Below are 26,409 nucleotides of genomic sequence, written 5' to 3'. Positions count from 1 at the left end.
CTAAACCCGGAATCCCTAGGATAGAATCGATTGGAGACATCGACATTACCTCCATTAAACGTGTTTCTTCGCAAAAACAAGTCTAATGAATGTCGCTGTCCCCCTTTAATGATGAAGAGCCCATGTTTGCTGACATTGCGGGTTTTTTTGCGTCCTTCGACATCCAAGTCGCCCCAGTCGCCGTTCAGGTGACGGAACAGGTAGCCAAGAGCGGAAACCTCGAGATGGCGTAGTAACTCAAGGGCGCCGGGTGTGGCAACAATATTGCCTGTTCGGAAGAGCCTGGGCTTACGGTGCGTTTCTTCCGGCCAAGCGGCGGCCTTACTGTGGTCAGCAGTCATGGTGATGGTCCTTTCAATGGAGTGGGGTAGTTGTGGGCGACAGGCGAAACGATGCTGCCGCGCAAGCACACACCCGCCCCTCGCGATGGGCGAATCATGAAAGAATCGGGAAGCTACGTCGCCTTGACCGTGCGTGACAAAGCCACCAGCAAAAGCCGGTATCACGTTAAACGGGGAAGGCCGCCAGGGTGTTGGCGCAGGCAGGGAAGGGGCAGAAAAGCGCCAGTGTGACGCTTTTCAGGGTGAATGCGCTTTCAGTATACGAAATGAAACAAAATGTGTCAAATGGCGTGCGTTAGTAGAGCTTTCCCAAAGCTGCAACCTGGCTTCGTGAGTTTGCCGAAGGGGTGGGATAACGCGGCCACGCCAATTTGGGACGCACTGCGTCCCAAATTGGTAAAGCCGTGAGGAAGGACGGCAGCGGCTGTTCCTGCTAAGGGCGACGACCTGCCACCCCTTGCTAGTAGCGGGTCGCACATTGCACACTGATGGCAGGCCTCTACTGAATCTCCACATAACCGATCAATTCTGCGGAATAGCTGCCTTCACCGTTCACGGCACCTTTGTGCTTTAGCTCTCGTTGTAGCGTGGGCTCAACCACTTGGTTGAATAGTGCCAGCCGTTCGTCTGCAGACAATGCCGCAGAGGCCGTTGGAGCACAAAGGTAACGTTCACTTTGTCGCTCGACCACAGGCACACGCGTGCCGTCTTTCTTCACGGCAATGGGTTGCAGAACAACCCGGCGTTCGCCGTTGGTGGTAGAAGCCTCTACCATCCAAAGAGAAAGCATCACTGTGTCATCGACGTCTCCATCGACGGCAATGCCGACCTCTTCCGGAGGCAAGCTGCGCCATCGCCCCAGTTCCTGTTGAACCAGCGGGTGATCGAGCCCCAGTAATTGCAGATCATCGTGTTCGTTTGCGGCCTCGCGATTCAGCGTAAAGCGCGCACGATGAGCACCGTCTGAGGTGACCAAGTCGTAGGTCTGTTCATCAGTCTGAACAAGTTTTTGCTGCCGATCAGCCACTGCTGCGGACATGAAGTTGACCAGGCGCTGCAAGCTGGACGACACGTCGGAAAAAGGTTTGTAGTCGTCCAGGCTGAAGCCTTCTAGATCCTGGAACAGATCGAAGACGACCTGCCGGGCTTCACGCGAGTTGGAGAGCGCAGCTTCCAGCTCTACCTTGGTGCGCTTCAGCTCGGGGTCTGAAAGTGCCTCTTGGTAGAGCCGGTCATAGTTCAACCGTTCGGAAAGTTGTCCCAAGATCTGTGCTCGCATATCCTCTGCGACGTTGCCTTGATCATCGACCTTGCCGACGGTACGGGCAATTTCGGTCAGCTTGTCATCAAGCAGAAGAAAAATCCGTCCTTCGATGGTGTCGGATAGAACAAGGTTGTAGACCTGAGCTGTGTGGTTTTGGCCATAGCGATGAATGCGCCCGATGCGCTGTTCCATGTCCATGGGGTTCCATGGCAGGTCAAAATTGAACAGAATGCGGGCAAACTGAAGATTGATCCCTTCCCGCCCCGCTGCGGTGCATACCAGCACACGCGGGCCGTCCTTTTGTTTGAACCGGCGCTCGGCAGCCAGTTTTGCACCATGGTCGCCCCCGCGCGGTACTACGACACCTTGCCCGGGGAAAACCGCATCGATCTCGCGTGCGATCAGCTCCACCGTACCCAGGTAGGTCGCAAAGATGACGATTTTCTCGCCAGGGTTCTGCCGCCACAGGGTGCCCAGGCCATCAAGTAGCTTCTGCACCTTGGTTTCCCGCTGTTGGGGGAAGGCGTTTAGCAGGTCGCCAATGCGCAGCCGCTCTTCCGGCAAGTGCAGGTCGATCACTGCAGATGCGGCTTCTTCAGCGTGGGTGGCCGAATACTCGCTGCCGTAAGGGTCCGAAGCCATTTCCAATGCTTCTTCATCCAGTTTCTTAACCAAGCGGTACTTCAGGTCGGCCAGAACACGATCTACCCCACTGCGACCCATACTATCGCGAGGAAGGTCAAATTCCTGGTGAATCAGCGCACGCGCCTCGTCAAGCAAACGCTCACGCCCCTCAATGTCCAGTTCCTTGTCTCGTAGCAGTGCTTCATGCAGCGTGAGCATCAGCAAGCGTCGTTTCAGCGTGCGGCGGACAGCCGCAAAGCTTGATGCTGCAATTTTCTGGAAGATCGCCATCAGGAAGCCCAGGGCTCTGCCTTTACTGCCTTGGCGACGAGCCAAGTCGAACCCGTCTTCCAGGTACTCGCGCAACCGTTCGTAGAACAGGCGCTCTTCATGCCCCATCAAGAACGATTCGGTGTGCACCCACCGCCGGGCAAACAACGGTGAACCATCTGGTCGGCAGGCATCTGCCTTGGTGCGCCGAATCATGATTGTGTTCAGGCGATGGCGGTTCTCCAGCATCTCCTCCGGGCCGTCGAATAGCGTCGGATTCAGCAGCTGCGCCAGCATCCAGAACTGGAAGTGGTTGCCTTGGTGCGGCGTGGCCGACAGCAGCATCAAGTCACGCGCGTGATCCTTCAAGGCTTCTGCTAGCTTGTAGTTCTCTGTTTTGCGTACCTTTCCGCCTGTGCGATGGGCGGTCAGGTGATGAGCCTCATCGAAAACCACCAGATCCCAGCGCGGGGCCTCTTGCAGGCGTTTGATCCGGGCTGGGCGCTTCAGGGTGTCGATACTGGCAATGAGTCGATCATGTTTGGCGAAAGCATTGGTTTTGCGGTCGGTGATGTCGCCTTCGGAGCCAAATACCTCGAAATCGAGGTTGAACACGTCATTGAGTTCCCGGTGCCAGTTGTTTACCAGTCCGGCGGGTACCACCATCAAAGCTCGGTTCAGTTCTCCACGGCTGGCCAGTTCGCGTAGTACCAATGCCGTTTCGATGGTTTTGCCCAAGCCCACCTCATCCGCGATCAGGAAGCGACGTGGTGAGGCCGTGGCAACACGGTGCGTCAACACTACCTGGTGGGGCAGTAAATCAATCTTGGCCGATGTCAGGGCTGATGCGCTTTCCATGATCGGTAGGGCATGCGCTTCGTAGGCGAGCCAGGCTTTTCTTGCGCGTTCTGTTCCGCCCTGTACCGCACGCAGAATGCGTTCCGTACGCGATAGCTGCCGACGAAGTGATGCCAGCGGTACACGCCGCTCGCCTACGCTGAAAAAAGCACGCAGGTAGCCTTCTAGCGGCGGTTCGAGTACAACACCTTGCCCGAACTCGGTATGGTGAACGCGCTCACCGGGAATGAAGTTTGTGTCGCCGTAATCCACTCAGGTTTCCTTGCCCAGAGCTTCCAAACGCTCCAACCATGCCGCAAAGTGTGGGCAGGCCGCACGTATCACAGGGATGCCGATCTTGTCGATCAGCGTCGGGCCGTCTGAGGTTTCTTTGTATTCGCTGGCCAAAGACTGCAGCCGTGCCTTCGGGTGGGTCTCTTTGCCATGGTTGATCAATTCCGGCCCACCGGCCATTTTGACGATCTGTTCGACCTTCTCTTTCAGATCAGCACGATCAAAGTGATGTGCCAGTACTTGGGCATTACAAAACACCAACGCTTCGAATTCATGTAACGCCACGAATGGGATGAATCTTTGATGGCCGATCTCAAGGGCCATTCGTGTTTCCAACTGGGTGGCGCGATCGTGGGGATTTCCCGGCGACATCGCCTCGACATAGCCGGGAACATCCTCGGGCAACCCGTAGAAGTCGAGCAGTGTGGTTACCCAGGCACTGCTGTCTCTGGTAAGCGGCAGCAAGTTTCTGCGGATTTGCCCCCAGTTTGATGTGCCACCCCGATACCCGCCACCGGCCGGCAGGCGCTTTGTCCACAGCAATATTGGCTCGGCATAGACCCCATGGGCCGCCAAATGAGGTGCAAGAGTCTGGTTGACGAAGATTTCCTCTGACTGGCCCTCTACCAGCATTAGCAGCCGCGTCATGGGCGACCTCCAAGAACATTCTTCTCCCAGAGCTCGCCAATGCTGAAATCGTCGAGCCATAGCGACAGTTTGTCTTCATCCAGGCGGCTGAATGTGGTCTTCAGGCCGTCGTTCTCGGCGATGATGATGTCTTTCGGTGCGAAGTTATTCAGCAGTGTCACCGACTGGGTCGCCAAGATTACTTGTACGCGTTTCGATGCTGCTTCCAACATTTCGGCCAGTAGGCGAATGGCGAAAGGGTGCAAGCCCAGCTCAGGCTCATCCAGCAATATCAACGCGGGTGGGTTGGGCTGCAACAGCAGGGTAGCCAGGCAAATAAAGCGCAGGGTGCCATCGGACAGGGAATAGGCATCAAAGTAGGCGTCAGAACCCTTTTGCCGCCATTCCAGCTTGATCTTTTTTTCATTCAGACGCGAGGGGGCCAAGTCGAAACGGTCGAAGAAAGGCGCAACCAACCTGACATGCTCTTCGATATGGCGAAACTGGACAGGGTGCTTTTCCTGCAGCCAGTACAGGTAAGCAGGCAAGTTCGCCGCATCGGGGCGAAAGGAGCGGTTATCAGAAACGTTGCACGTCTGCTTGGCGGGCGAGTTGTCCGATGTGTCGTGAAAATGATAGACGACCAGATTCCGTACCTTCGGGAAAATTCGGTCTGAAGACCTGGTCGTGTCGGAAACAATAGCTTCCTTCAGCTTGCTTTCTTTGTGGCCAACGGCTATCGACTCGGTGTCACTCGACATACCGTTCGAATAGAGTCTTTCATCCTCGAAAACCAAGGTGTCCTGTGACGCCTTCAGGGTAAAGCCGTAGGTGTGCTCCTCGAACTCGAAGTCCAACGACAAAGAGGACGTCTTCTTGCGGCCATGATGCAGCAGGCGGTCTGGCTCGCTGGCTACGTACACCTGCAGGTTATGCGATAGAACGCGCTCCAGCAGTCGGAAAACTCCGATGAGGTTGGACTTGCCCGACCCATTGGCACCAATGACGATGTTAAGATCGCCTAACTTCAGCTCGGCATGTTCTATAGATTTGAAGCCGTTGATCGTAACTTTGTGCAGCGTTTTCATCGGCTTTCCTAAGTAATCCGCAGGTGAAACAACCCCGCAGGTTTAGCGCCCTCACGAAGCAGAATCTCTTGCGGGTATTCATTGGCTTCGCCCCACAGAATGCGGCCAAATGCCAGCAAGTCGTCGTTGTACGGCGCGGCGCATCGCCATTCAATCGAATCGGTAGCAGGATGCCATTTAATGCGTCCTTGCCCAGACGGCAGCCAGAACACCAGGGCAGCTTCACCTTGGTAGTAATTCTGGAAAGACAGAATCGCGTCCTTGATTCCGTCGCCCAGCCACGCCTCAGCATCCTCTGGCGACAACAGGTCAAGGCTGCCTTCCAGGCCAGCCACTACCATGGTCTTATCGCCATTGCTCGGCAAATCGTCTGGCCATTGGCCTGGCAGCTGCAAGAACTGCCGCAGGCTCAATACTTCACCAGCAGCGCACACCTGATTGCGGGCTTCTTCGTCCCAAATCCAGCTAGTGCCGCTGCGTTGCCAAACGGTGCTGAGGGTTTGTTTCATTGCTCATATTCCTCGAACAAGGAAGCCTGCACAGGCTTGACTGCCTGGCTTGCAGCCCAGGCGTTGTAGATTGAGACGGCGCGGGAAGCGGCATTGCGGGTGGTTTGGTCCGGGCCGTTACGGTGGAACCATTCAAGCAAGGGCTTCAGGGCGACGTGAGGTTTAAAGTTGTCGTTCTTCAGTGTGTCCGAAGCATTGATGCCGCTACCATCGAAGCACGCGCCGATCAATACCAATGCCTGGTCCAGGTCAGCGGTCAACCGACGGCGGTGCTTGCCTGACCAGTCATGCGCAAAATCGATTGGGCTTGTTCGTGTGAATACCTTCTTCACCTCAGAGCACCAACCGCGCTGTACGAAATCGTCTGGCGTTGTCACTGTGCCACGTAGGAATTTCTGCAGTTGGTCACGCTTAATTTCAACAGCTGTGCCGAACGTCCGAAGGAATTGACGGGTCATCGGCTCGGCATTCACCGGCGGCGGTTCTTTGCCCTTGTCGGAGTCTTCTTCGATCAGTTGATTGACACCAATCAGCGCATCGCGGACGGAGATGGTGCGGCCTTCATCGACATACACCTTGCCGTAGTGACGCGAGAAGTATTCCAGCGCCTTGCCGCGCTGGATCACCTGGATGTCTGCGGCGGGCAATCCCTCCTTCGCGTGGTTCTCCAACATGGCTTGCAACTGGCGCACGTCGGCCATCACCTCGCGACGCATGCGGCCCCAACTCACTGCCTTGGGTTCTTCGGTGCGCTTGCGGCAGACGTGGATGATGTCGTATTCGATTTTTTGAGCGCCAAAGGAAGCGTTTTCGCCCTTGGTTTCATCGGAGCGGATGGGGTAGGTCGCTTCGAGGTAGTAGCCCGCGTCGAATAGTGACTCCAGCACCGCCACCCAAGGCTCGTCCTCGCTGTGGTGGAAGGTGAAGGCCAGAATGCCGCCAGGCTTGAGAGCACGATGTGCCTCGCGCCAGCATTGCGTGAGCAGGCGCTGGTAGAAGCCGTTCGGGTCGTCCGGTTCACGGAATTTGTTCGCAACCGCTTCCAGCGATTTTGGCGTGTAGTCGGCTGCGAAATAGTCCGGGTACTTATCTTTGAGCGCGAGCCGCAACCAGACGTAGAAAAAATCCGCTAACTCTGAGTACTGCAACAGGTCGCCGAATGGAGGGTCGGTGATGACGAGATCAACACTGCCGTCGGTAAGCTGAGACAGCTCTGTGGAAGAACCACAAAAAAGCTCTGACTCGTTAACCGGATCGCCTGGAAAAACCTTTTCGCTTTTGCCACGGATTTCCTCTCCAAGAGCGACATTCTTGCGCTTGATACCTTCTGCGCTTACAGCCTCCCAAGGTTGAGCAGCCCAAGCACGCCCCTCTAATAGCGAAGGAAAGCAAGAGGTCCACGGCCCATAACCTATCGGTGAAAACACTCCAACTTCCACAGCGCGGTTCTGTGGGTGGAAATTGCTGTTCGATATTGCTGGGACAAAGTGATCTTTTGTAGTATGCCAGAACGCAAACATACTTTGGTTCCGAACATAGTTTTGGAACGCACCAAGCACATATTCGCGCACTTCCCAGTCATAGCTTCCAACCTCAACGATTGCCTTTAGCAATTGCGCGTGGACGAGCAACTGGCGCGGGTTGAACATATCCGTCCAATGGTCATACCCGTGACCGCTAGCGATTAGGTCTTTCACGACCGCGCGAAGACTTTCTGGAATTGCCGTTCGCGGCCAGTAATCCTTAAGGTCGGTGTCCTTACGCGCTTCCCATTCGGCGAATGCGGTGTCATATTGCAGGGCATGCGCCGAGTCGTATGCGGCAAAGAAGCGCCCGCTGTACGGCTTGCTCGCGCTATCGCGCTTCGGAGAGTATCCCTGCAAGGCGTATGCGGCAGAAGGCGCGGTTTTCTCGGTCGGTCGAACTGCGCCGATGATGTTTTGTTCAGCGCCGCACTCTGCACAAGTAAATACCCCTGGCCTTGCGGTACCGCCGTTTTTTCCCGTGAGAATCCTCGCGCCCGTTTCCGGGTCGATCACTTCATTCGGCAGTGACCCGCGCACCTCCAGTAGGCGGATCCTCTCGGCCCGTGCGGTGTCCCATCGAGTGGTGGCCACCACATCGTCTTGCGCTGACCCTCCATAGGGCTGGCCTTCCGCATCGTGCTTGGGCGAACCGGCCAGCCATTGCGGATGCACGAGCAGGCTCAGTTCCACCTTTTTGTTCTTGCCCTTTCCCAGCTTGATCTGTCCGCGTGAACCAGCAATGACCAGCCCATCTTTTGGGTGAGTATTGGCGGTTGTGGCATGCTGGCAATGCGGGCAAGTGACACCCTGCACAAGATCCAGAACCGCATGGGGCTGTTCCGTAGGCGCAACGAACAGCGGTACATCAGGTGCCATGCGCGCTGCGTCAGCTTCTATATCAAACTCACCACCACATTGGCTGCACGTATGCTGCCAATGCTTGATGCTGATGGTCTTCACCGCCATCACCGGGCTGGTCATGATCGGCGTGCGGTGGCCGCATCCCGTTACCTGACATGGCCCATGCTTGGCCCAAAAGATGTAGATGATCTCGGGGCCTTCATAGCGGTAATCCTTGCGCTCATTGCGCGGGATGGTCAGCGGGTCGAAATCGGCGGGCATTACCTTCTGTGAAGGCAGGTGTGTCCACGTTCCTTTTTCACCTTCCGGGCCATCGCAGTAGTAATACGGCATGATCTGCGGCTTAACCTCGGCCTCGATGTCGGCGAGTAATCGCTTCACCTCATCAAGATCAACATTCGCGAGCTCTTGCTTGACTACGAACCAAGCAACGGGATTCAGGTCGTTACCCACCATCTGCATCCCCAGGCGAGAGCCTTCCACCAGCGTGGTGCCGCCACCCATGAAGATGTCCGCCACTTTGAGGTGCTTGAACGCTCCTTTCTTCTGATGATTGGCATAGTAGTTGTCCCACACCAGCTTGGCCGCATGCGAAGGATCGTCCGGCGCTTTGGTGGCCGCCGCAATCAACATCGAGCGAAACACGCTGGAACGCCTTCGCGCCCACCATTTGGACATTTGATAAATCGGCTTGCCTGCATTGCCTTCGATGATCGCTACCTGATTAACGGGCAGGATGGGGAAATCCACCTCCAGGCAGGTCTTTGGGCGATTCGGGTCGTTGAAGTCCACTGTTTCCAGTGCGACGGTCTTCCCTGCGCCGACGGCTTTGGCAACTTGTCGTTGGAGTAGTTCTTTCTTGGTGGCCATGCAGGCTTCCTTAATCTTCTTGTGCGCGGGATTGGCGACGCATGTTTTCTACAGCTGCGATCAGATCAACCTCCGCTTTCGGAGTGGCCCAGCGAGTCCAGAAGGGGATCGTTGCACTGCGTGGTTCGTGTTTGGGCTTGGCCATCTTGATGCGGGTCGGCAGCAGTGTGGCATCGCCCACTACCACAGCCTCGCCCACATCCAGCGTCGGCAGTACCTCCATTAGTCCCTCCAGACTTTCCGGCAGGAGCTGCTTGACCACCGCCTGGTCGGTCTTGTTGGCCAGGCGCAGGCTGATGATGTTGCTGCACTGGCTGAGAATGGTCGTGCTGACATCCGAGGGGCGCTGACTGACTACCATCAGGCCAACGCCATATTTGCGGCCTTCCTTGGCGATACGCTCGAAGTTTTCGAGCGCACGTTTCTCCAGCGGGCCAGTGGAGGCTGCGCTGCTCGGCAAGTAGAGATGCGCTTCGTCGCAGACGAGCACAATCGGATGGCGTGCATCACCGTCCGCTCCTGGCGAACTCCAGAACTGGATTTGGTAGACGATTCGCGCAACCAGACCAACGACGACCGGAAGAATGTCCGAAGGTACCTCAGAAAAATCAATGATCTTGATGCCGGGGTTGACGCCATCCTGCTTGATGCCGGTACCGAGCAGCTTTTCTGCCAGCTCGTGCAGAGCCTCGTAGGTCTCATATTCCGCTGGAGCCTGATACATGAAGGCGTAGCGGCGGTCTTTCGTTTTTACGCTGATCCTGTTCAGAAATCTCGTCAGCTTTCCGAAAAGCGGTCCCTGCTTTTCTCCCTTGCTTCCTTGCACCATTTCCCTGTCTTTTTCGGCAATAGCTTCTATAAGGTCGGCCAACCGATAAGGCACCGGAGTATCCACAGTGAATCCATCAAGTAAATCCTGCTTCCCTAGTCCTTCAATGGATTTTTTCTTCAGCTCCACAACCTGCTTCATCAGCTCACTCGCCTGATTGGGGGCACTCTCCTCAGAGCGATCCACAAACAGCGATTGCATCTCATCGTAGGTAAGCAACCAGAAGGGTAGGAAGATGGCACCTTCCTTCTTCGCCTTCAGATCACCGATACCCGCGATGCGGTAATGCGCAGCGAACTTCATGCTCGAATACTCACCATGCAAATCGAGCACGACGATATTTGCGTGAGGCAGTTGCGCGGACTGTTCAAGAATGGAGGCGACGGTGAAAGATTTTCCCGAACCCGTGCTACCCAGTAGCGCGGCATGGCGCTGAAAAAGCTTGTCGCCATCTATATAGGCGCTCGCCTTGCCATCCAAGGTGTAGGTGCCGACCTTGAGTGGGGCTGCCGCATCGGCCTTGGATGATGCGCTCAAAATGCCCATGAAGTCTTCAAGCGACTTTTCTTCAATCGGAAACACTGAGCGGTTGATCTCAGGCAAGATGAAAACGGCACGCGTGAAAGTGTTCTTGCGCTGCCCATCACGAGCGCGATAGGTGCCGACCAGGCTGATCGACACGCCGTTTTCCTCTTGAGGCACACCAGTCAGATCCGCAGAAGGATCTGCTTCTGGCAGCGTCGGCAGTTCCACCGGATGCCGCCAAACCCGTTCGATGATGCCGATTAGCCATTCATCGCCCATCGACTGGATGGCAACCAACCGACCGACTCGTGCCTTTTGCAGGCGTTGACCGTCCGTCACCCTCACGGTGATCCGTGAGGTTTCAACGCTGCGTACTTCGCCCAATGACTGCTCATCGGTGAAATTGAAAATGCTCATCCTCGCTTCACTCCACAAATTTCTTCAGAAAGTCATCTAGTTGCCAGAGTGGCTCTGGAGATTGCAGCGCATTCCCGTTCCAACGACAAACGGACCCGTCACCATCTTTGAACACGGCGATCACGTGAGGATGTTCACCAAGTAGTTGGTCAATGTTCGGTGTTGGATCGCGTGTGACAATGATTGCAGGCATGCCTGCAGCCAGCCTGTTCTTGATTACGCCTTGCAAATGATCGTCGTTGAAGCCAAAACCGATACACAACAGCGCCTGAGCATCGGCGAGCGCCACGTTCATCGCGGTACGCATTTCGTCGAACAGGGTATTAACCAACGCATCTTGGTACTTCGACGGGCCGGGCACAACGATGGCTCGACCAACTGTGGCAGCATCATTGAGTACCTCCAGCGGTCCCTCATCGGTGGTAAGCCAACTAATGGAGCCGTGAGGCTTGTAGAGGCGAATGGTTTTGCAGAGCCGGTGATCCGGCTGTACTTGCCGTTTTTCAGTCGCCCAAACACGGCTGTATTGATTCTGGAAAATTGGCCGAGGGCGAAGTTTGCGTCGGCGAAATCCGGTGAAGCCCGTATCCAGGGGCAGTCCTGCTAGATCGCAAAACAGCTCCAACAACGTGTCGTAGTTTGTCGTGATGACGTGAATGCCTTCCGCATTCTGCGGAGCACCATCGAATAGTCGATTCAGAAGGCGTGATGGCGCATGCCCGCCATCGGCTTTTTCTTGAAGCACCTTTGATTCGGCGGTGGCAGTTTTTGCCAGGATCAGCCGCGCAGTTTCGCTACGTATGGCCGAAACGATTTCGGCCCAGCCCTCAGCGCCCATCGGAATATTATTCAGCCCCGTTTCCAGGTTGCCTTTGATCGCATCAATTGCCTGTGCCCAAGCAATCTTTGCTTCGCCTGTAGTCAGCACACTGTCAACGGTATTCGCCAAATGGTCGGCCAGAGCCCCCATTCCAGGAAGGCCATAGCCGCAAGAGAATCCAGAACCGACAAGGAGCACTGGCGCTTTACGAAAAGCGCCCTGTATTTCGGTGAAGAGATCGTCTGGTAAATCCGCCGTCATGTTGTGCCCGCTTATTTGGTAATCTCAACAAACGGCGATAGCACTTCCAGCAGCGACAAGCCACCGTGCGTCAACGTGGGGTAACCGCCCTGGCTTTTCCATTTGCGGCGACCAACGGCCAGCAAATGAGGGCCATGAGGGCTTTCAATGTTTAATGCGACTGGCGGCACAAAGGGGCCAGCGTCGCCTTTGCCCTTTTTGCTACGTCCGCTGGCAAAGGCTTGCTTCAGATGCTGTGCCACCTCGCCATCAGCATCAGGGAAGTAGCCCGTGGCGGCGTAGCCATGGTCAGACGTGATAACCAGCCGACGGCCGGTAGCCAGGCGTTCGACGAAGCTCCAAAAGTCATCGCTGGTAAGCTGCTCTGCTGCATCACGTGTTAGGGTATCCAGCCCTTGTCCCGCACCCGAGCCATCATGCACCTTGCTGTCGGGCCAGTGGTGCCAGAACACCCAGTTCGGGCTACTGTTCACCAGGCTTTCGCAGTCCTTCCAGGGCATATCTACACATTCGGTGGCTGTGGGCTGCAATTTGTGCGCAAGCCCGCCTCCGTTGTTTTGTAGTTGGCTGCGGCTGTTGAATCCAAGTGCCTGGGCGAACTCGTTGGTTTCGCCGGGCAGTTCCGATGCATAAGCCGATACTTCGTGCAGCGCAAAGCCACGCTCCTTTGCGCCTTGCAGTAACCAGGGCAATTCACGTAAAGACAAGCCATCAAGGATTAGTACCGCCTTGGCACTGTAGGGCTCCGCCCACCAGCGAGCCAGCCTGTCCGAGGTTCGCTCTATGGACGAGTCAAAACGTTCCCACAGGTCCCAGCTGGTGGATGCCAGGAAGTAATCCAGCAACCCGATTTCCCTGTCGCGTTTGATCACTTCACTGGGCGCATTATTGACTTCCAATGGTGGCGAAGCGATTTCGACAGCATGGCGAACAATCGTATTCCAGGCATCTTGAGCAGAGTCCTTGGTAAGGCTCTGTATAAGCGGTGCGTCAATGGCCATTAGTCGTCCTTCTCAAGGTTCAGCTCGAACGTCATCCCGTCCGGAAGGTTCTTGAGCAACTTGGAAAGCTGCGCTCCGGTGGCGGCTGATACCTTTATGGTGACATCGCTAACGGGCGTCGCAGGCCCGATTCCCCAGCTTTCGAGCTTTGAATACAGGTTCAGTCCTGACGTAGCCGGGTTGTGCAGCGATACGCGCGGCTTGCTGGCGCTTGGGCTGCCTCCTCCGAAGATTCCGCCAATTGGGCTGGGGTGTGCTTGTCCGCCTTGCGTGGGCTCATTTAATGTTGAAGGCGAGGTGGGTTCGCTAGGTGTTGTACCGAACAAGCCTGCACCGCTGTTCTCGGGGGGCATCACCGCGGGGTTTGCGCCGCCCGTTGCCGGTACTGCAGAGGGAACCATCAAGAACACTTCATCTAGCTGCCTGCCGGTATAGGAAAGCTTGGGGCGCAGTCGCTTCCATGCCGACTCTTCGTCTTCGCCAGGCGTGGTTTGCAGGTATTCCAGCCCGCGTAGATTGATGGCAATCTTGCCCCGTGCGCACAGCCTCAGCACGCGTTCCTTCATGGACGTTTCGCCTAGCCAGGGTATGCAGTCCTGTCCGGCCGGACGAGGCTCACGTAGCTCTTGCAGTAGTTTGCCCACAGAAGCGTTGTCCGCTGCCGCTGCCATGACCAGGTCTTCAAAGTCCTCAGGTACGAAGAGATCGTTCGCTAAGGCTTCTTCGATAGCTTCCGGAATCTGCGCCCCCTGCTTCTTCAGGCTCTCTACACTGAACAAGCATTGATTCGGGTCGGCGAAATTCCAGCGTGCCAAGATGGCAAAACGGTCAAACCGCTTCTTCAAAAGGTCACGTAGCACGCCCTGAAACTCAGTGTGCAGCTTCTTGTATTCTGGACCTTGCCCGCTCCATTCCTGGGCTTTCATCTCCGCGCGAGCCAGAATTCGAAGATCGCGGTCAAAGAAAGCATTACCTGAGCCAGCACGGGGCAACAGGAAGCGGATGGTGTTGCGGCGTTTCTGTAGATGGTCCTTCAACCAGCGCCCTAGCCGTTGATCGATATTGTCTGGTTCTTCGGGGAGCACCAGAATAGGCAGGCGATCATCCCAGTTCTCGAGGCGCTCGTTTTCATCGAGTGAAGACCAAGGGTCTGTTTGCCAGGATTTCGGGAGGGCAATCACCCGAAAGGTTTTTGCGACCTCGTCGCTGCCGCTAATGACGTAGCGAATCTGCTTGGCAAGCTGAGCTTGATCAGAGCCATCTAAAAAGAGCTTATCGTTGCGGGCACACGCCATAAGCTTCGCACGGGGGTTTTCCTCTTCGCGAAAGACCAATCGTGCGCCGTCTTGGTGGATGTTGAAGCTGTTTTCGACGATGGTTGCTAGCTCTACCTGGAAGGCGTTGTCATCCACCGCCTTGTCGCGCGTGATGTCGATCTGAAGCGTGGCAGGCTCAGCGCCAGCGAGGTTGCCGACCGCAATTGAACGAAGCCAAAGTGCACCGACGATTTCCTGCAGATGCGGTGCGAGGGTGGCGTGGTTGTAGACCGCTTCGGTGACGGAAATGATGTTCTGCTGTGCTTTCTCGCGCAAAGTGCGGTGATGCTCATTTGATACCGAGTCGAGCAATGCGCCGATGCCTGATGCGTCATCATCCAAACGGAAGTCGGCGGCTGTGAGCACCGGAACTGCGTCGCCACGGCTCTTATAGAGGGCCGCCAGGATGCGAATCATGTCGCGGGTTTCCTGGGCGTCGGTGGCAATCAGGACTTGCTCTTCCAGCAGCCTTAGCAGATGAGGGGCGAAGGGCCAGGACTCAGTAAATTCGTTGCGCTTGCGGTCTTGTTCTGCCGGAGGCACTTCGGCCAGGCGGAAGTATTCAGCAACGTGGCCAGAAACCAGGGCATCGACCGCACTTGAAGCGATTTGCAGCCTGTTTTCGAACAGACGGTGCAACAGCATGCGCCGACGGTCAAGCTGGATCCGTTCTGCGTTACCCCCAGCCTTGAAGTCAACGGCCACCGGGTTTACGCGGTGCACCTGCTGATAGGCGTCGCTACCCCCGTTTCGTACCGAAATCACCAGCACTAGCAGGTCGGGGCGCTCTTTCGCGATCTCGGACAGAATCTGGATAAAGTTGAAGGCCCAGTTCTTCCATGGATATTGTTTGGTGTTGGTCAAGCCATCGAACCAGGTTTGGAACTCGTCCAACAGCAACATGGTGGGCGCGTGTTCCAGCAGTTCGATAATCAGTTGGTCAGAAGGGATGTCCGTTTTGGCGGCGCCCATGCCTTCCCACTTGCCTTTGATGTAGGTGCCGTGCGGATGGCGCTCGAACAGGAGGTCCCAAAGGAATTTGTACCGCTGACGGTGCAAGCTCTCGCCAATTACGGTCATGCCTGTGCGCAAGGCGATTTTGCCGATCTGAGCATCACCCAGGGTCGCAGACCAGGCGTTCAGCCATGCGCCAGTGGAAACGGGGTCGTTCACCGCGTGGTACAAGGCGGCCATCAAGTGCGACTTACCTAACCCCCGCTCACCTATTACTACCACTGGGCGGCCTTGATCCGGCCCCACGGCTTCGATGCCCTTGAGCAGGTCGTGTGTCGGGTACGTAATTTCCAGGAACGACTGTGCCGCGATCTGCGTCGCGCCGGTGTTGGTGTCGTTCGACAGCTCAATGGCCGTCCCCTTGAGGCGTTTTCCTCGAAATTCTTCTCTTAGAGTAAGTCCCAACATTACTTCCGCTTCCCCTGGTTGGTCTGGCCCGCCGTCGCGCCGTCCTGTTCCCGCCCTGTGCCCAGTCCTTCACTTGACTGCTGCTTGATCCATGCGTCGATGTCCGCGCGTGCAAACCGCCAGGTACCGCCTACTTTGAATGCAGGCATTTTCTTGGCGCCTGCCAGGCGGTAAATCGTGCGCTCCGTCACCTTCAGGTAGTCAGCAACCTGCCTGATAGTCAGGATTTCGGCCTCTTTAGGGCTTGTAGACATGGATATGACCATTCCGGGCAAATGAGGGCAGGATAGTGCAAAATTTTCAAGGGCGCAACGAGTGGTTACAAAGCCCGGACTACGAGCTGCCCTCGAATGCTTTGTGGCTACCCCAGCAAATCCGAAATGTCCGCTGTCGAGCCACTGCCGCCGCTCCGCTGTACGTTGGACAGAGTGCAGATCTCTTTCCACAATTCGTGCAGTCGTGCCTGGTTCGCATCTGCCTCAGGATCAGACGGTCGACCAGCTGCATCCCGCTTCAGCTGGTCGATCTCAGCTCGCAGCGCCACCCGTTTCTTTCTTGCCGTAGAGCGGACATAGCTTGCGCTCTTCAGATGCGGCGGGGCCTGGTACTCACCCGTGTACTGCAACCACTTCGCAAGATCTGCCGAAACATGTTGGCTTTGCTGTTTCCATGGGATCGTCAGGTCGATATGAACCGTCTTCAAGATTTCCTGATGAATCCCGGTGGCGCGCCGTTTCTCAGGACGCATGTTGGGGTGCCGCCAAGGATTGCGTCCGTTAAGATGGTCATCAAGCACCGCCCGGGCATCTGCCTTAAGGCCTGTCATGTGCCGCTCTTGAGGTTTGTTGGTCCGCAGCATCCCCTTGGCTTTCAGCCGCAGAAGTCCGCGCAGTTGCTGCAGTGCTTTTTGGTGCACCTTCTCAGGCCCATCAAGGTTCTGGTGAATTTTTTCAGCCCCTTTGGAAGCTTTCCAGGCGAAAGGGTTCCGCAAGCCCTCCTTTGTCAGCCAAGTCTTGGGCAGAATGATTTCAAGACGTACATGCTTATCGCTCTCCGCATAAACGGCATCTTCGATCTGGGGCGATTGGAACTGTGCATGGGCTTTCGTCGTCTTGGATGCTTTCACGTAAGCGGCCACGCTGAAAGGAAGATCGGTCCCATTCCTGTTGATGTAGACAGTCAAAGAGGGTGCGGTACCCACAGGGGTCACGATCTGCCTATTCCCTTTCGATTTCCCCTTACGCGAATACGCGGCGTGATGATCCAGCACTGTCCGCGCATGGTCGCGAAACTCTTGCAACGCCTTGACGGCCTTGTCATGTGAGTCGAACCGAAAGAGATAGGTAAGGGTCACGGACGTAAGTTTTCCGTGTTTCAGGCGGATCTGATCGACGGCATCCGTCGGAACACCTTTCGTCAATAAATACTTTTGCAGCACAAGCTTTCCAAGACGCGCATTGTCGTAGACCATGTTCTGCACAAGGGCATTGTTGCCAATCAGGCTGGCAGGCCCGTTCAAACTAAGTTTGTATGCCATCGGTTTGAACGGGTTCGTGCTCTGTTTATTCAGCACAGGGGTGACCACGTTTTTGGCTTTGGAAAGCCCGTAGGCGTAGTCTTTCACACCACTCACATTCGTCACGATTCCGTTCTCGACAATTACTCCTCCCTTGTTCCATAACATCTTGTTGGCCAATGCGGCCGAGTCGATGTGGTAAACCTTAAATTCCATTTCAATGCTGTCACTCATGATCTTTTCCTGATTGCTTGTGTTGCTTGGTCTGATGGTTAGCAACTGATTCATATGCTTTGGTTGGTAGCTGAACATCAAACAATTACTATGAGTAGTGGCTTGTTCGATAAGCCGTTTTTCCGTCCCGGGACCAGTTCTTGGCCTCTTTGGGGTCCGTATCCACGTCAAACTGCCAATCCGTAAAATTTCGGTGTGGCCATAAATTAGTGATTTATGGCACTCATAAATGCTTTTTTTTGGGGCTTTTATGACACCTTATCGGCTCCGCTCAGCGTGCGCCGCAGCTCGCCAACGTTCCATGCCGTGATGCGGCCACCGAATTTTTTCGGCTCCGGAATCTCGCGGGCTTTAACCCGCCGCCACACCGTCGCACTCGAACAACCAAGCAAACCTTTCACGACCGGCAGGCGGACGTGCGCTGCGTTCGGCAGTGAGTCGAATTGCGTCAGGGTGAGATCGGTTGAGGCAACGGCCTTGGTCCTACGAGGGCGCGGAGTCGCAACGTGCTCCTGTGTCACGTCCGAGGTGTCGGCGGGATGGGTGGTCGAGATTTGGGTGTCCATGAAAGCTCCTTAGAAGCAGCGATCAAGCGATGTGCGAAGTGCGCATTGCTCTGCTTCCATTCCTTCACAGCGAAATTTTCGGAAAGATCGCGAGGCCTGCGGACTTGAGGTGAAGATGCTCCTAGGTCAGTGAAAGACGGTGTCGGAGCGCCTATCGTTCTGAAATTTTGAGAGGAAAATAGGATGTATGGAGGCGAGGGTTAGTGACCGTTTTATGGCCGGATGCGGTGGCCCAACTAATACTTAATGCTAGGACTCCAGAAAATATTAGGAGGGGATTATGAGGACTAGTGAGCACGCCTTTGTCTGGTGGCGGACCTGATGTCAGATTGAGTCGCAATCGGAGCAATGAGAGGAGGACAAGAGGGAAAGGAGTGGGGTGCGAAATCGATCCCTCAGGCTTGCCTTTTCCTTTAAATCGTAATAAAAAGAGGAACTCGCGAGGAACATGGCCATCCATCATCTTGTAGATGGGGTGATTTCCGCTTGGTAGCTACTGCAGTCGGCATAAGGGCGAAGAACGTCGGAATGAAGTTAAAGATCAATTTTTCTGCAGCGCAGTGGTCGTTCCGGACCGCGATGCTTGCTACAGTGTTTGCCGACGCGAAGGCGCAACAATCCGACTTCGAAAATGACTTCGATGATCATGTGGATAAGTTTTTCTTGGGAAGAGCAGGGCGACTCAGCAAAGAGCAGTGCGCTTATTTTGAGGCTGTCAATCGTTCCCTCAAACTGTCGGATCCCAGCTTTGATATTCAGAATGAGAAGCTGCCAGCCATTGTCTGGCTTCGATTGGCGTTCAGGGTCTGGCTGATGCACGGAGGCGTGTCAAACGAATGCTTGGCATCGTATGAAAAATGGCGTGCGGATGCTATACGTCGAAACCAGCTGATACTGGTCGCGCCGAAGCCATTGGCGTTACAGATCAAGGGAGGGCAGGTTTCAGGAGCAGCGATCAAGATGCGTCCCGACTGTTACACGCTCGACTTGTTTTTGATCGCGAAGAATATTGAACCGCCTGGTTTACGAGAGCCTTGGCGCGTCGTACGCGTGCCGTTCGAAAATTATTCGCAGGAATCAGAGCAGGTCGCTCCGACTGTTAAATCTCGAGCTTTTCAGCATGCTGTGGGTGTGGCAAGGTATGAGCAAGCAGAGAAGGCGATCCGGAAAGCGGCTCAAAATAGGTTGCTGGGAAGAAAGCTCAGCATGGCAGTCGATAAGAGGACGAATAAGTATTTATATGAGGGGCGCAGGGAAGACCTTCTCGCTGATTTGAAGGCGAAAAAGTGCCCAGTTACTGCGGGTAAGGGTAATCCTCCCTTTAAACCGCAGTGATCAAAGGTAGAATTTCCACTACAAGGAAATTCACACAATGAAGCAATCGCGATTTACCGACAGCCAGATTATGGCGATCCTCAAGCAAGCTGAAGCGGGTACGCCCGTGCCGCAATTGTGTCGTGAGCATGGCATGAGCAGCGCTTCGTTTTATAAGTGGCGCGCCAAATACGGCGGCATGGACACCTCGATGATGGCTCGTCTGAAGGAGCTTGAGGCCGAAAACCGGCAGCTCAAGAAGATGTATGCCGAAGAGCGTTTGAAGGCTGAAATGGTGCATGAGGCGCTGCGAAAAAAGTGGTAGCGCCATCTCGACGCAAGGAGATGGCGCAAAACGCCGTTAAGCACTTTAAATCCAGTATCCGCCTGGCGTGCCAGGCGTTTGGCATCAGTGAAAGCGCCTACCATTATCAGGCCAAACACAACGACGAAAACGAGGTCATTGCCGACTGGCTGATACGGTTGACAACGGCCCAGCGCAACTGGGGCTTTGGCTTATGTTTCCTGTATTTGCGCAACATTAAAGGCTACCCATGGAACCACAAAAGGGTGTACCGCATTTATCGTGAACTGGAACTGAATTTACGCATTAAGCCCAAGAAGCGACTGGTGCGCGAGCGACCAGATCCGCTGGGCACGGCGACGGATATCAATCAAGTCTGGTCCATTGATTTTATGCACGACCAACTCACCGATGGGCGTGGGATTCGGTTGCTGAACGTCGTCGACGACTTTAACCGCGAGGGCCTTGGAATCGAGGTGGACTTTTCCCTGCCGGCAGAGCGCGTAACACGGGCCCTGGATCAGATCATTGAGTGGCGCGGTAAACCCGCCTGTATACGTTGCGACAACGGCCCTGAATACATCGGCAAAACCATGCTTCAATGGGCTGCCAGGCAACGTATTACGCTAATCCATACCCAACCCGGCAATCCGCAGCAAAACGCCTATGCCGAGCGTTATAACCGCACGGTGCGTTATGATTGGCTGGCCCAAAACCTGTTTAGCAGTCTGGACGAAGTTCAACTCGGTGCCACCGCTTGGCTCTGGACTTACAACAATGAAAGGCCAAACATGGCACTGGGCGGCATTACCCCACGACAGAAATTAGCCAGTAAATCTTTAAACAATTCTACTGCTGCTTACTGTTAAAAATGGGGGGATTACCCGTCGGCGCGAAAGTGCTGCCGGGACTCGTTGCGCGGCAGCGGAATGCGCGTTGCTGAAATGAATCATTCTTGCTCAGTCGTGATCACTGTCGGAGACGCTGGAAATGTGAATCGCGTTCGCGCCATCGTCGCCAGTGAGATATAAGCGTAGCGCGTAGAGCAGGTCGGGGGTACGGTCGCCCTCTGGCTTCTCGATGTTGATTTGCACCCGGGAAAAGATGCTAACGTTGGATCGCGCTACGATCTCCGTCACGCGCTCGACTTGCTTGGCCAGTTCCTTGGTAATTTTTTGATGCGGCTGAAGGAGCATCTTGATTTCGGGGTTGAACGATGCACGGGTGCGAAGCAGACCGAGTAGAAGTTCCAATGTTCCGGTGGTGGCGCGTGACCACTCCCTCCCACGCACCTGAGCTATGGGTGCGGAGTTAATTTTTTCAAAGCGTTCCGTCAAACCCCTCAACATATCAGCCAAATCCGACAGCGAAAATCGTTCAACAAAACTGCGTTCGCGCCAAATGGCATAGGCGAAAACACTAAGCGAATCGTTCGTCGGATTCGTAACGAGCTTGGATAGCAGGACTTTTTGCCATTGTTCCGAGACATCGCCAAGCGCGAAGCCAACTGCTTGCGGATTACGGACTTTCTGACTTTCAACCTGTCCGACTATCCACTGCGCGCACTCGTCCGGCGCGTCTTTGTGCATACAGGCCAACAGAAACCGAATCTCATTTTGCACCGGCTCAGGAATGTCGTGCTCTCTCAATAGGGCAACGAGGTATTCACTATTGACCTTCATCGCTGCAGAAAACTCTTTCGGACATTCCTGGTCGCCAATAGAGCGACCATCCCTCCATACTTGAATCACGGGAAAGTAAAGCTTCTTGCGTATGCTAGCAACCAGATTTCTTGCTGATTCTTCGTCAAAGTTTTTCAGATGCACTTCATCTTTGTATCTCGGCCCAGCCACTTTCCAGCCAGAGTATTTCCTATCCCGTTCTTGAAGCTCGAATGAAATGCTTTGGCCCTCTGAGAAGTCAGAGTAGTTGGCTTCACGAGAAAAACTATTCTGATGGATGAAGACCGATTTATTGGTGGTGTTGCAGATGGCAAAGGTGAAGTGCCCCCCCTTTTTGTCAGTCAGCCACTTTTGGCCTATCACGCCAGTTGTTCTTGGTTTTGGGCGGATATAAAAATCTCGATCAAGCTGCGCAATCGCATTCTGCACCCAGTCCAGCAAGTCGGAGGCTTCATTGCCATCCGGTTTTGGGACAAGCCGCAACTCTGTCCAAGTCATCGGATGAGGGTATTCCGGCGCGGGGGCATCGGTGATGATGATTTCTTCCGTACGCCGCCAAGTAGCGCGGATGGGCGGGAAAGATTTGTCGCGCGGTGTGAAGACGAGCTTATAGGGATCATCCGCGCCGTATTCAAAGGTTAGGTTCAACTCGCATTCGGCCATTTTTTTCAACGGGAAGGCGGGGGAATCGAGACGGGCGGAGAAACCAAGATCATTGGCGTTGTCGCCAATGTAAAGTGGAAACGAGTAATGCAGCTTGCCGTCCGGCAGCGTGAAGGCCTCTTCCACAGGGATGCTTATGGGTTTGCCGCGAGAGGGTTTGACAGTCGTACCGCGCGAGACCAGATGGAATCGTTGCTGACGGCCATCCTTCATCACCTTGATTGAAAGCTCAGGAATCTGGTCGCGCCAAAGTGGAATGTCGGCCACCTGTTGTTGCAAGGCATGAAGATGGATGCCGCCCATAACGGGGCTTTCCGTCAAATTGATACAGAACGCGAAATTCCCGATGTCCGGAACACGCTTCAGGTGTGCCGCTTCAATGAATGGAGGCCTTGTCGGGCGAGTTGCATCGCGCCACTGCTCTTTGGCATCCAGCGTGGCGATATCGTAGCCGCTGCCTATAGGTATTTCTGTTTCCCCACCTGGGATGACGACCGGCGGGCAGCGCTCCCAATAAAAGCCCTTGGTGATGGGAAGGCGTTTCGCGAGGTCTTTGTCGAACTTGGCGACGACTTTGGTGGCGGTTGTCTTCCCGCCAATGGAGTCAACGACGACGATGGAGTAACCCTCGCCAGTGATTTTGGCCGGGTCAGCTTGAGCGAACACGGCCGCCACGCTTCGTGGCAGCGGCTCGGCATCAAGGAACCGCGCGTTGAGGTTGCGACGGATGACTTCAAGCTCGAAGTCGTTGAGAAAGTCTGGTGCAAGCCAGATGAGCGTATCGTTCTTGAACGCCTCGCTCAGCCGAATAGTAAAAACGTGGGCGGCGTGGTCAAAAAGCTCAGTGGTGTTGTCTTTGGCGAAAAACAGGTCTGTCGCAGAAATGGTAGTCGCATCGGGATGCAGCCAAGCGGCATCGGAACCAAAGAGTTCAATGCCAACGGCTTCATCTTCGCGTCGCCACCTCTGCCAAAGAAAGGCATCCGCCAGTGACTGCGCTCCTTTTCTGTCACCGCTGGCATAACGGGGGTGCAAGACGGTGAGATCAATGCAAATTGGTTCGGTGCTCGTGCTTTGATGCACATGGCGGTGCATCTTCTGCTTCACTTCCTTGAACAAAGGTGGCTTGGAAGTCCACGGAAGAATCTCGAACTTCTCGTAGTCGAATAGCAACGGCATCTCCACAATGAGATGCTTGCCCTCAGACCACATTTGCGCGCATTGCTGCCAAAGGCGCATGATTTTCTCGCGGGCATCCAGTTGAGAAAGGTCGCTGGTGATGTCCTCATCGAGGGTTTGCAGCCAGCGCCATGCATCCCACACGTGACGGTAGTCGCGGTGCGCTAGCAGCGTGTTGTTGGGCGGTAGGTTGTCCCACTTGCCAATGGCCTGCGCCTCGTCGGAACGCAGCCACGATTGAATCTTTTGCAGCAGTTCGTCTTCGTGGCCGAGACAGTCTCGGCGCAATTCGAGCAGTTCCGCAAGGTGGCGTACAAATGCCTTCAGCAGACGATTTTCCGGCAAATCGATAGACTGAAAACGACGCACGGCCTGCATATACGGCTTACCGGCAAGCTTTTCCCGAATGGTGCGCCCTGGTCGATTGCTGAGTTTGATGAAGCTGTTTGCATCGAGTTCGCGCACAGAGTGAACTGCCAACAATGCTTGCTCACGGCGTGGACTTTCGTTGAGCGAGCGAAATAGCCGTTCGACAGAGGCGCGGCTGTGCTCAGTGACACGCCAAAGCCTATCAAGAACCACAAAGTCATTTGCCGGTTGTGTGACTTTTGCGAGAAAACTGGTCAGTGCTTGTGGCAATGCCAAACCAGTTTTCGGATCGAAATCTGCAATACGACAAAACCAGTCAAGTTGCCCAAGCAGTGTGCGGGCGTATTTCTCTTTGGCGTGATAGTCGATGTAGATTTTTTGTAGGGTGATTGTCATTGCTGATCGAGAATCCTTCCAGCCTTGGCATTCTCTTCTAGCTTTCTACGAAGCTCATCTCGATGCTCTGCTTTTTTCGCGTTCCAGGCCTTACGGCGCTTCGCTGAGTCTGTTTCGTCTTTCTGGAAAAGAGGGGGTGGATCTTCACCGTCGTTGTCGGTTTGAGTGGCGATGGGACTGGCATTGTCATCCGTGACGCTGACGTTAAGGTAATTTGCCGACTGCCAGATGAACTGACCGTAGCCGAGTTCGCATGCAAGGTCGAAGTCTTCGGCAAGGTTGAACGAATTGCCGTTGATGCCAGCGACGATTTGCCCTCGGATTTTGTCTAGACATTCAGTCTTGCTCTTGCCTCGTGTGTCTATGCCGCGCAGTTTTGGCATGACCTTCTGCACAAGTTGATCCTCGAAGGCAATGTGCATTGCCTTGTGGGTCGAGAGTTCATCTTTTTCGGCTAGCGCCGCCCGCACGTCCGGATAGTTCGCCATGTAATATTCAATTGACTGCCAGATGCGGTGGCCGAGGGCACGACCGGAAATCGCCAGCGCGGCGTTCATGTTTTCGATGAACACCTTGAAAGGCTTGACGACTTCCTCAGGGAAAATGCTTCCTTGTACCAACCAGCTTTGCCACGATGCCTTGTGCAATGCCGGACCGCGATTCCTTTCATCCAAGGGCGTGAGTTTCAAACGGCGCTTGAGTTCGGTCGGGCGCGGGAAGTTGATGATGATGGAACGGTCAAGCACCTTGTCCGAAAGTGACTTGGTGGTTTCGTCTTGGTTCATCGTTCCTGTCCAGAGTACATTGCGACCGAGCGAAAGTTCGTAGGGCTTCATGCCCGCACCGATCTTCACCGGTATGAACGGGACATCGCTGCCCTTTCTGCCGCGCCGCAGTTCGAGTTTGCTCAGAAACTCGGCGAAATAGAGTTCCGGGTGGGCAAGATTCATCTCATCAAGCAGAACAAGACAAACTGCATCTTGCAACCCAGGATAGTCATTGCTCCACGGCTTCTGGCTTTGCGCTAGGAGGCGAAGCACTGGTTGGGCGTCGAATTTGTTGTCTATGGAATTGAAGAAACCCAGCATGGATTCTTGTGAATCCCAGTTCGGCTGAACGGAAAGCGGCTCAAAATAAATGCCACCAAAGTGCGAGTAAAGGCGTGGTAGTTCAGATTTTCCGGTTCCGGAAACCCCCGCTAGGACAGTGAGCGGCGACCATTCAGCTGTTTTGAGCGCTGTATGAAAAGCTTTTAAAATGCGCGGATTGAAGTGCAGCCCGTATGTGTCACAGGCATTGCCAATACCAGTGAGCCAAGTTATTTCGTCAATCTCGTGTTGCACCGGCTGCTTGGCTTTATCAACACTGATGTGCGGCATCTCAATTTCTTTGTAACGGGCTTCCACTTCAGCGGGGCGTTCATAGGCTGCACGCAAACGGTTGAGTTCGGCTTGTGCTTCGTTGGCCGCCCCCTCAAAGATGGATGCTCTTTGCGCCAAAGACTTATTCTCGGCATTGAGCACGGAGTTCTGGCGGCGGAGGTCGCCAATTTCGGCGATTGCCGCCTCGTTGCTGATAATCTGTCGCTCCAATTCGTCTGCCCGAGCCCTCTGGTTTCTAGCATCCGATTCAAGCGCCTGGTATCGTTCGCGCATTTCCTCAGTGGGCCGGGTGGCAAGCTCTTCACGCAGACGTTTAAGTTCGTCAGTTTGACTGTTCAGTGCACGCAGGATCTCGGCGGGGTCTTTTCCGCCGAGTTGCTGTTTCAATTGCTCAAACGCACTGACAAGCCCGGTCTGAATATTCAGGGCTTCACGCAGTCGAGCATTTTCCGCCCTAAAGTTGGCTTCCGTAGCCTCCAGTGACTTGCGTCGCTCCCTGATTTGCTCCTCTACTTCATCCTGCAGTTGCTCATTGCGCCTCTGCCATTGCTGCCCCAGTCGTTGCTCTTTACGCTCGATCATCCTCTCTGCGCTTTCGAGTTCTACCTTTCGACCTTCAACCTCGCTCTGCAAGGCAGATAGCGCACCCTTTTGTTTCTCAAGTTCAGTGCGCTCTGCATTCAACTTCTTGCGATCATCGTTCTGCTGAGTAGCCCAGGCGTTGCGCTCCTTGACGATTTCCGCGCGAATACGTTCACGCTCCATATTCTCAGCATTGGAAATCTCATCCAGCCGCGTGGACTTTAGTTTTGCAACTTCATCGTCAAGCTCGAGGAGCTTCTTTGCTCTGATGTTTGATATTTCCGCATCTAACTGATTGCGTTTGTCGCGCAACTCATTATTTAAAGCTGAACGTTCATCAGCAAAGCCAGCGTCACGCTTTTGCTCTGCGATGATGATGGCTTTCTCTCGTTCAGTCAGCTTCGCTTTCTCTGCTTCAATCGCCTGACGATCAGCCTGAACCTGCTTTTCTCGCAGAGCTACACTGGTCTCTCGTTTTATGAGATCGGCTTCTTTTTCTGATTTATCGGGGTTGTTCATT

The 26,409-nt window shown here is 54.8% G+C and carries 16 protein-coding genes and 1 pseudogene; 2 read left to right on the top strand and 15 right to left on the bottom strand.

Features of this window, described 5'->3' with window-relative positions; all coding sequences use genetic code 11:
• The 13 genes and pseudogenes from GTU67_RS14030 to GTU67_RS15625 all read right to left on the bottom strand — a co-directional run.
• Positions 1-341: pseudogene (locus GTU67_RS14030) on the bottom strand (hypothetical protein); the annotation flags it as partial.
• Between the two features lie 499 nt (positions 342-840).
• Complete coding sequence (locus tag GTU67_RS14025) at positions 841-3,609, bottom strand: SNF2-related protein (RefSeq protein WP_185780666.1); 2,769 nt, start codon at positions 3,607-3,609, stop codon at positions 841-843.
• Complete coding sequence (locus tag GTU67_RS14020) at positions 3,610-4,278, bottom strand: DUF4276 family protein (protein WP_185780665.1); 669 nt, start codon at positions 4,276-4,278, stop codon at positions 3,610-3,612.
• Positions 4,275-5,345 (bottom strand): AAA family ATPase, encoded by a 1,071-nt coding sequence (locus tag GTU67_RS14015; RefSeq protein ID WP_185780664.1) that lies wholly within the window; start codon positions 5,343-5,345, stop codon positions 4,275-4,277. The genes GTU67_RS14020 and GTU67_RS14015 overlap by 4 nt, the downstream gene beginning before the upstream one ends.
• An 8-nt stretch (positions 5,346-5,353) precedes the next feature.
• Positions 5,354-5,854, bottom strand: coding sequence for a hypothetical protein (locus GTU67_RS14010; protein WP_185780663.1), 501 nt, complete (start codon positions 5,852-5,854; stop codon positions 5,354-5,356).
• Positions 5,851-9,111: a DUF1156 domain-containing protein gene (locus tag GTU67_RS14005; RefSeq protein ID WP_185780662.1), complete on the bottom strand. Its 3,261-nt coding sequence runs from the start codon at positions 9,109-9,111 to the stop codon at positions 5,851-5,853. Before GTU67_RS14005 ends, GTU67_RS14010 begins: the two co-directional genes overlap by 4 nt.
• A 10-nt stretch (positions 9,112-9,121) precedes the next feature.
• Complete coding sequence (locus GTU67_RS14000; RefSeq protein WP_185780661.1) at positions 9,122-10,882, bottom strand: ATP-binding protein; 1,761 nt, start codon at positions 10,880-10,882, stop codon at positions 9,122-9,124.
• Between the two features lie 7 nt (positions 10,883-10,889).
• Positions 10,890-11,963 carry an SIR2 family protein gene (locus GTU67_RS13995; RefSeq protein WP_185780660.1) on the bottom strand — a complete coding sequence of 358 codons (1,074 nt, stop codon included), beginning with the start codon at positions 11,961-11,963 and terminating at the stop codon, positions 10,890-10,892.
• Positions 11,964-11,974: 11 nt separating this feature from the next.
• Positions 11,975-12,964, bottom strand: a complete 990-nt coding sequence (locus tag GTU67_RS13990) for a hypothetical protein (RefSeq protein ID WP_185780659.1) — start codon at positions 12,962-12,964, stop codon at positions 11,975-11,977.
• Positions 12,964-15,702, bottom strand: coding sequence for a DUF499 family protein (locus GTU67_RS13985; protein WP_185780658.1), 2,739 nt, complete (start codon positions 15,700-15,702; stop codon positions 12,964-12,966). The genes GTU67_RS13990 and GTU67_RS13985 overlap by 1 nt, the downstream gene beginning before the upstream one ends.
• Positions 15,702-15,956 carry a methylation-associated defense system helix-turn-helix domain-containing protein MAD1 gene (gene mads1, locus GTU67_RS13980; RefSeq protein ID WP_185780657.1) on the bottom strand — a complete coding sequence of 85 codons (255 nt, stop codon included), beginning with the start codon at positions 15,954-15,956 and terminating at the stop codon, positions 15,702-15,704. Before mads1 ends, GTU67_RS13985 begins: the two co-directional genes overlap by 1 nt.
• A 107-nt stretch (positions 15,957-16,063) precedes the next feature.
• Positions 16,064-17,452 (bottom strand): hypothetical protein, encoded by a 1,389-nt coding sequence (locus GTU67_RS13975; protein ID WP_185780656.1) that lies wholly within the window; start codon positions 17,450-17,452, stop codon positions 16,064-16,066.
• Positions 17,453-17,700: 248 nt separating this feature from the next.
• Positions 17,701-18,018, bottom strand: a complete 318-nt coding sequence (locus GTU67_RS15625) for an AlpA family phage regulatory protein (protein ID WP_185780655.1) — start codon at positions 18,016-18,018, stop codon at positions 17,701-17,703.
• 528 nt (positions 18,019-18,546) lie between these two features.
• Between GTU67_RS15625 and GTU67_RS13965 the strand changes: the two genes are divergently transcribed.
• A complete protein-coding gene (locus tag GTU67_RS13965; RefSeq protein WP_185780654.1) occupies positions 18,547-19,353 on the top strand; it encodes a hypothetical protein in 807 nt (268 codons plus the stop codon).
• A 37-nt stretch (positions 19,354-19,390) separates the two neighbouring features.
• Positions 19,391-20,505 (top strand): IS3 family transposase gene (locus tag GTU67_RS13960; protein WP_185780653.1). Its coding sequence is split into 2 segments (ribosomal slippage): positions 19,391-19,640 and positions 19,640-20,505, totalling 1,116 coding nucleotides; the frame shifts between segments, so codons are not numbered across the junction.
• A 90-nt stretch (positions 20,506-20,595) separates the two neighbouring features.
• Here GTU67_RS13960 and GTU67_RS13955 read toward each other — a convergent pair.
• Both GTU67_RS13955 and GTU67_RS13950 read right to left on the bottom strand, forming a co-directional pair.
• A complete protein-coding gene (locus GTU67_RS13955) occupies positions 20,596-23,925 on the bottom strand; it encodes a DUF2357 domain-containing protein (RefSeq protein ID WP_185780652.1) in 3,330 nt (1,109 codons plus the stop codon).
• On the bottom strand, positions 23,922-26,408 hold the full coding sequence (locus GTU67_RS13950) for a chromosome partitioning protein ParA (protein ID WP_185780651.1): 2,487 nt from the start codon (positions 26,406-26,408) through the stop codon (positions 23,922-23,924). The genes GTU67_RS13955 and GTU67_RS13950 overlap by 4 nt, the downstream gene beginning before the upstream one ends.
• Between the last annotated feature and the right edge of the window lies 1 nt (position 26,409).

The organism is Pusillimonas minor (assembly GCF_014237865.1).
Taxonomy (GTDB): Bacteria; Pseudomonadota; Gammaproteobacteria; order Burkholderiales; family Burkholderiaceae_B; genus Neopusillimonas; species Neopusillimonas minor.
The sequence above is the reverse complement of the archived record's forward strand: the minus strand, read 5'-3'. Positions and strand labels throughout refer to the sequence as shown.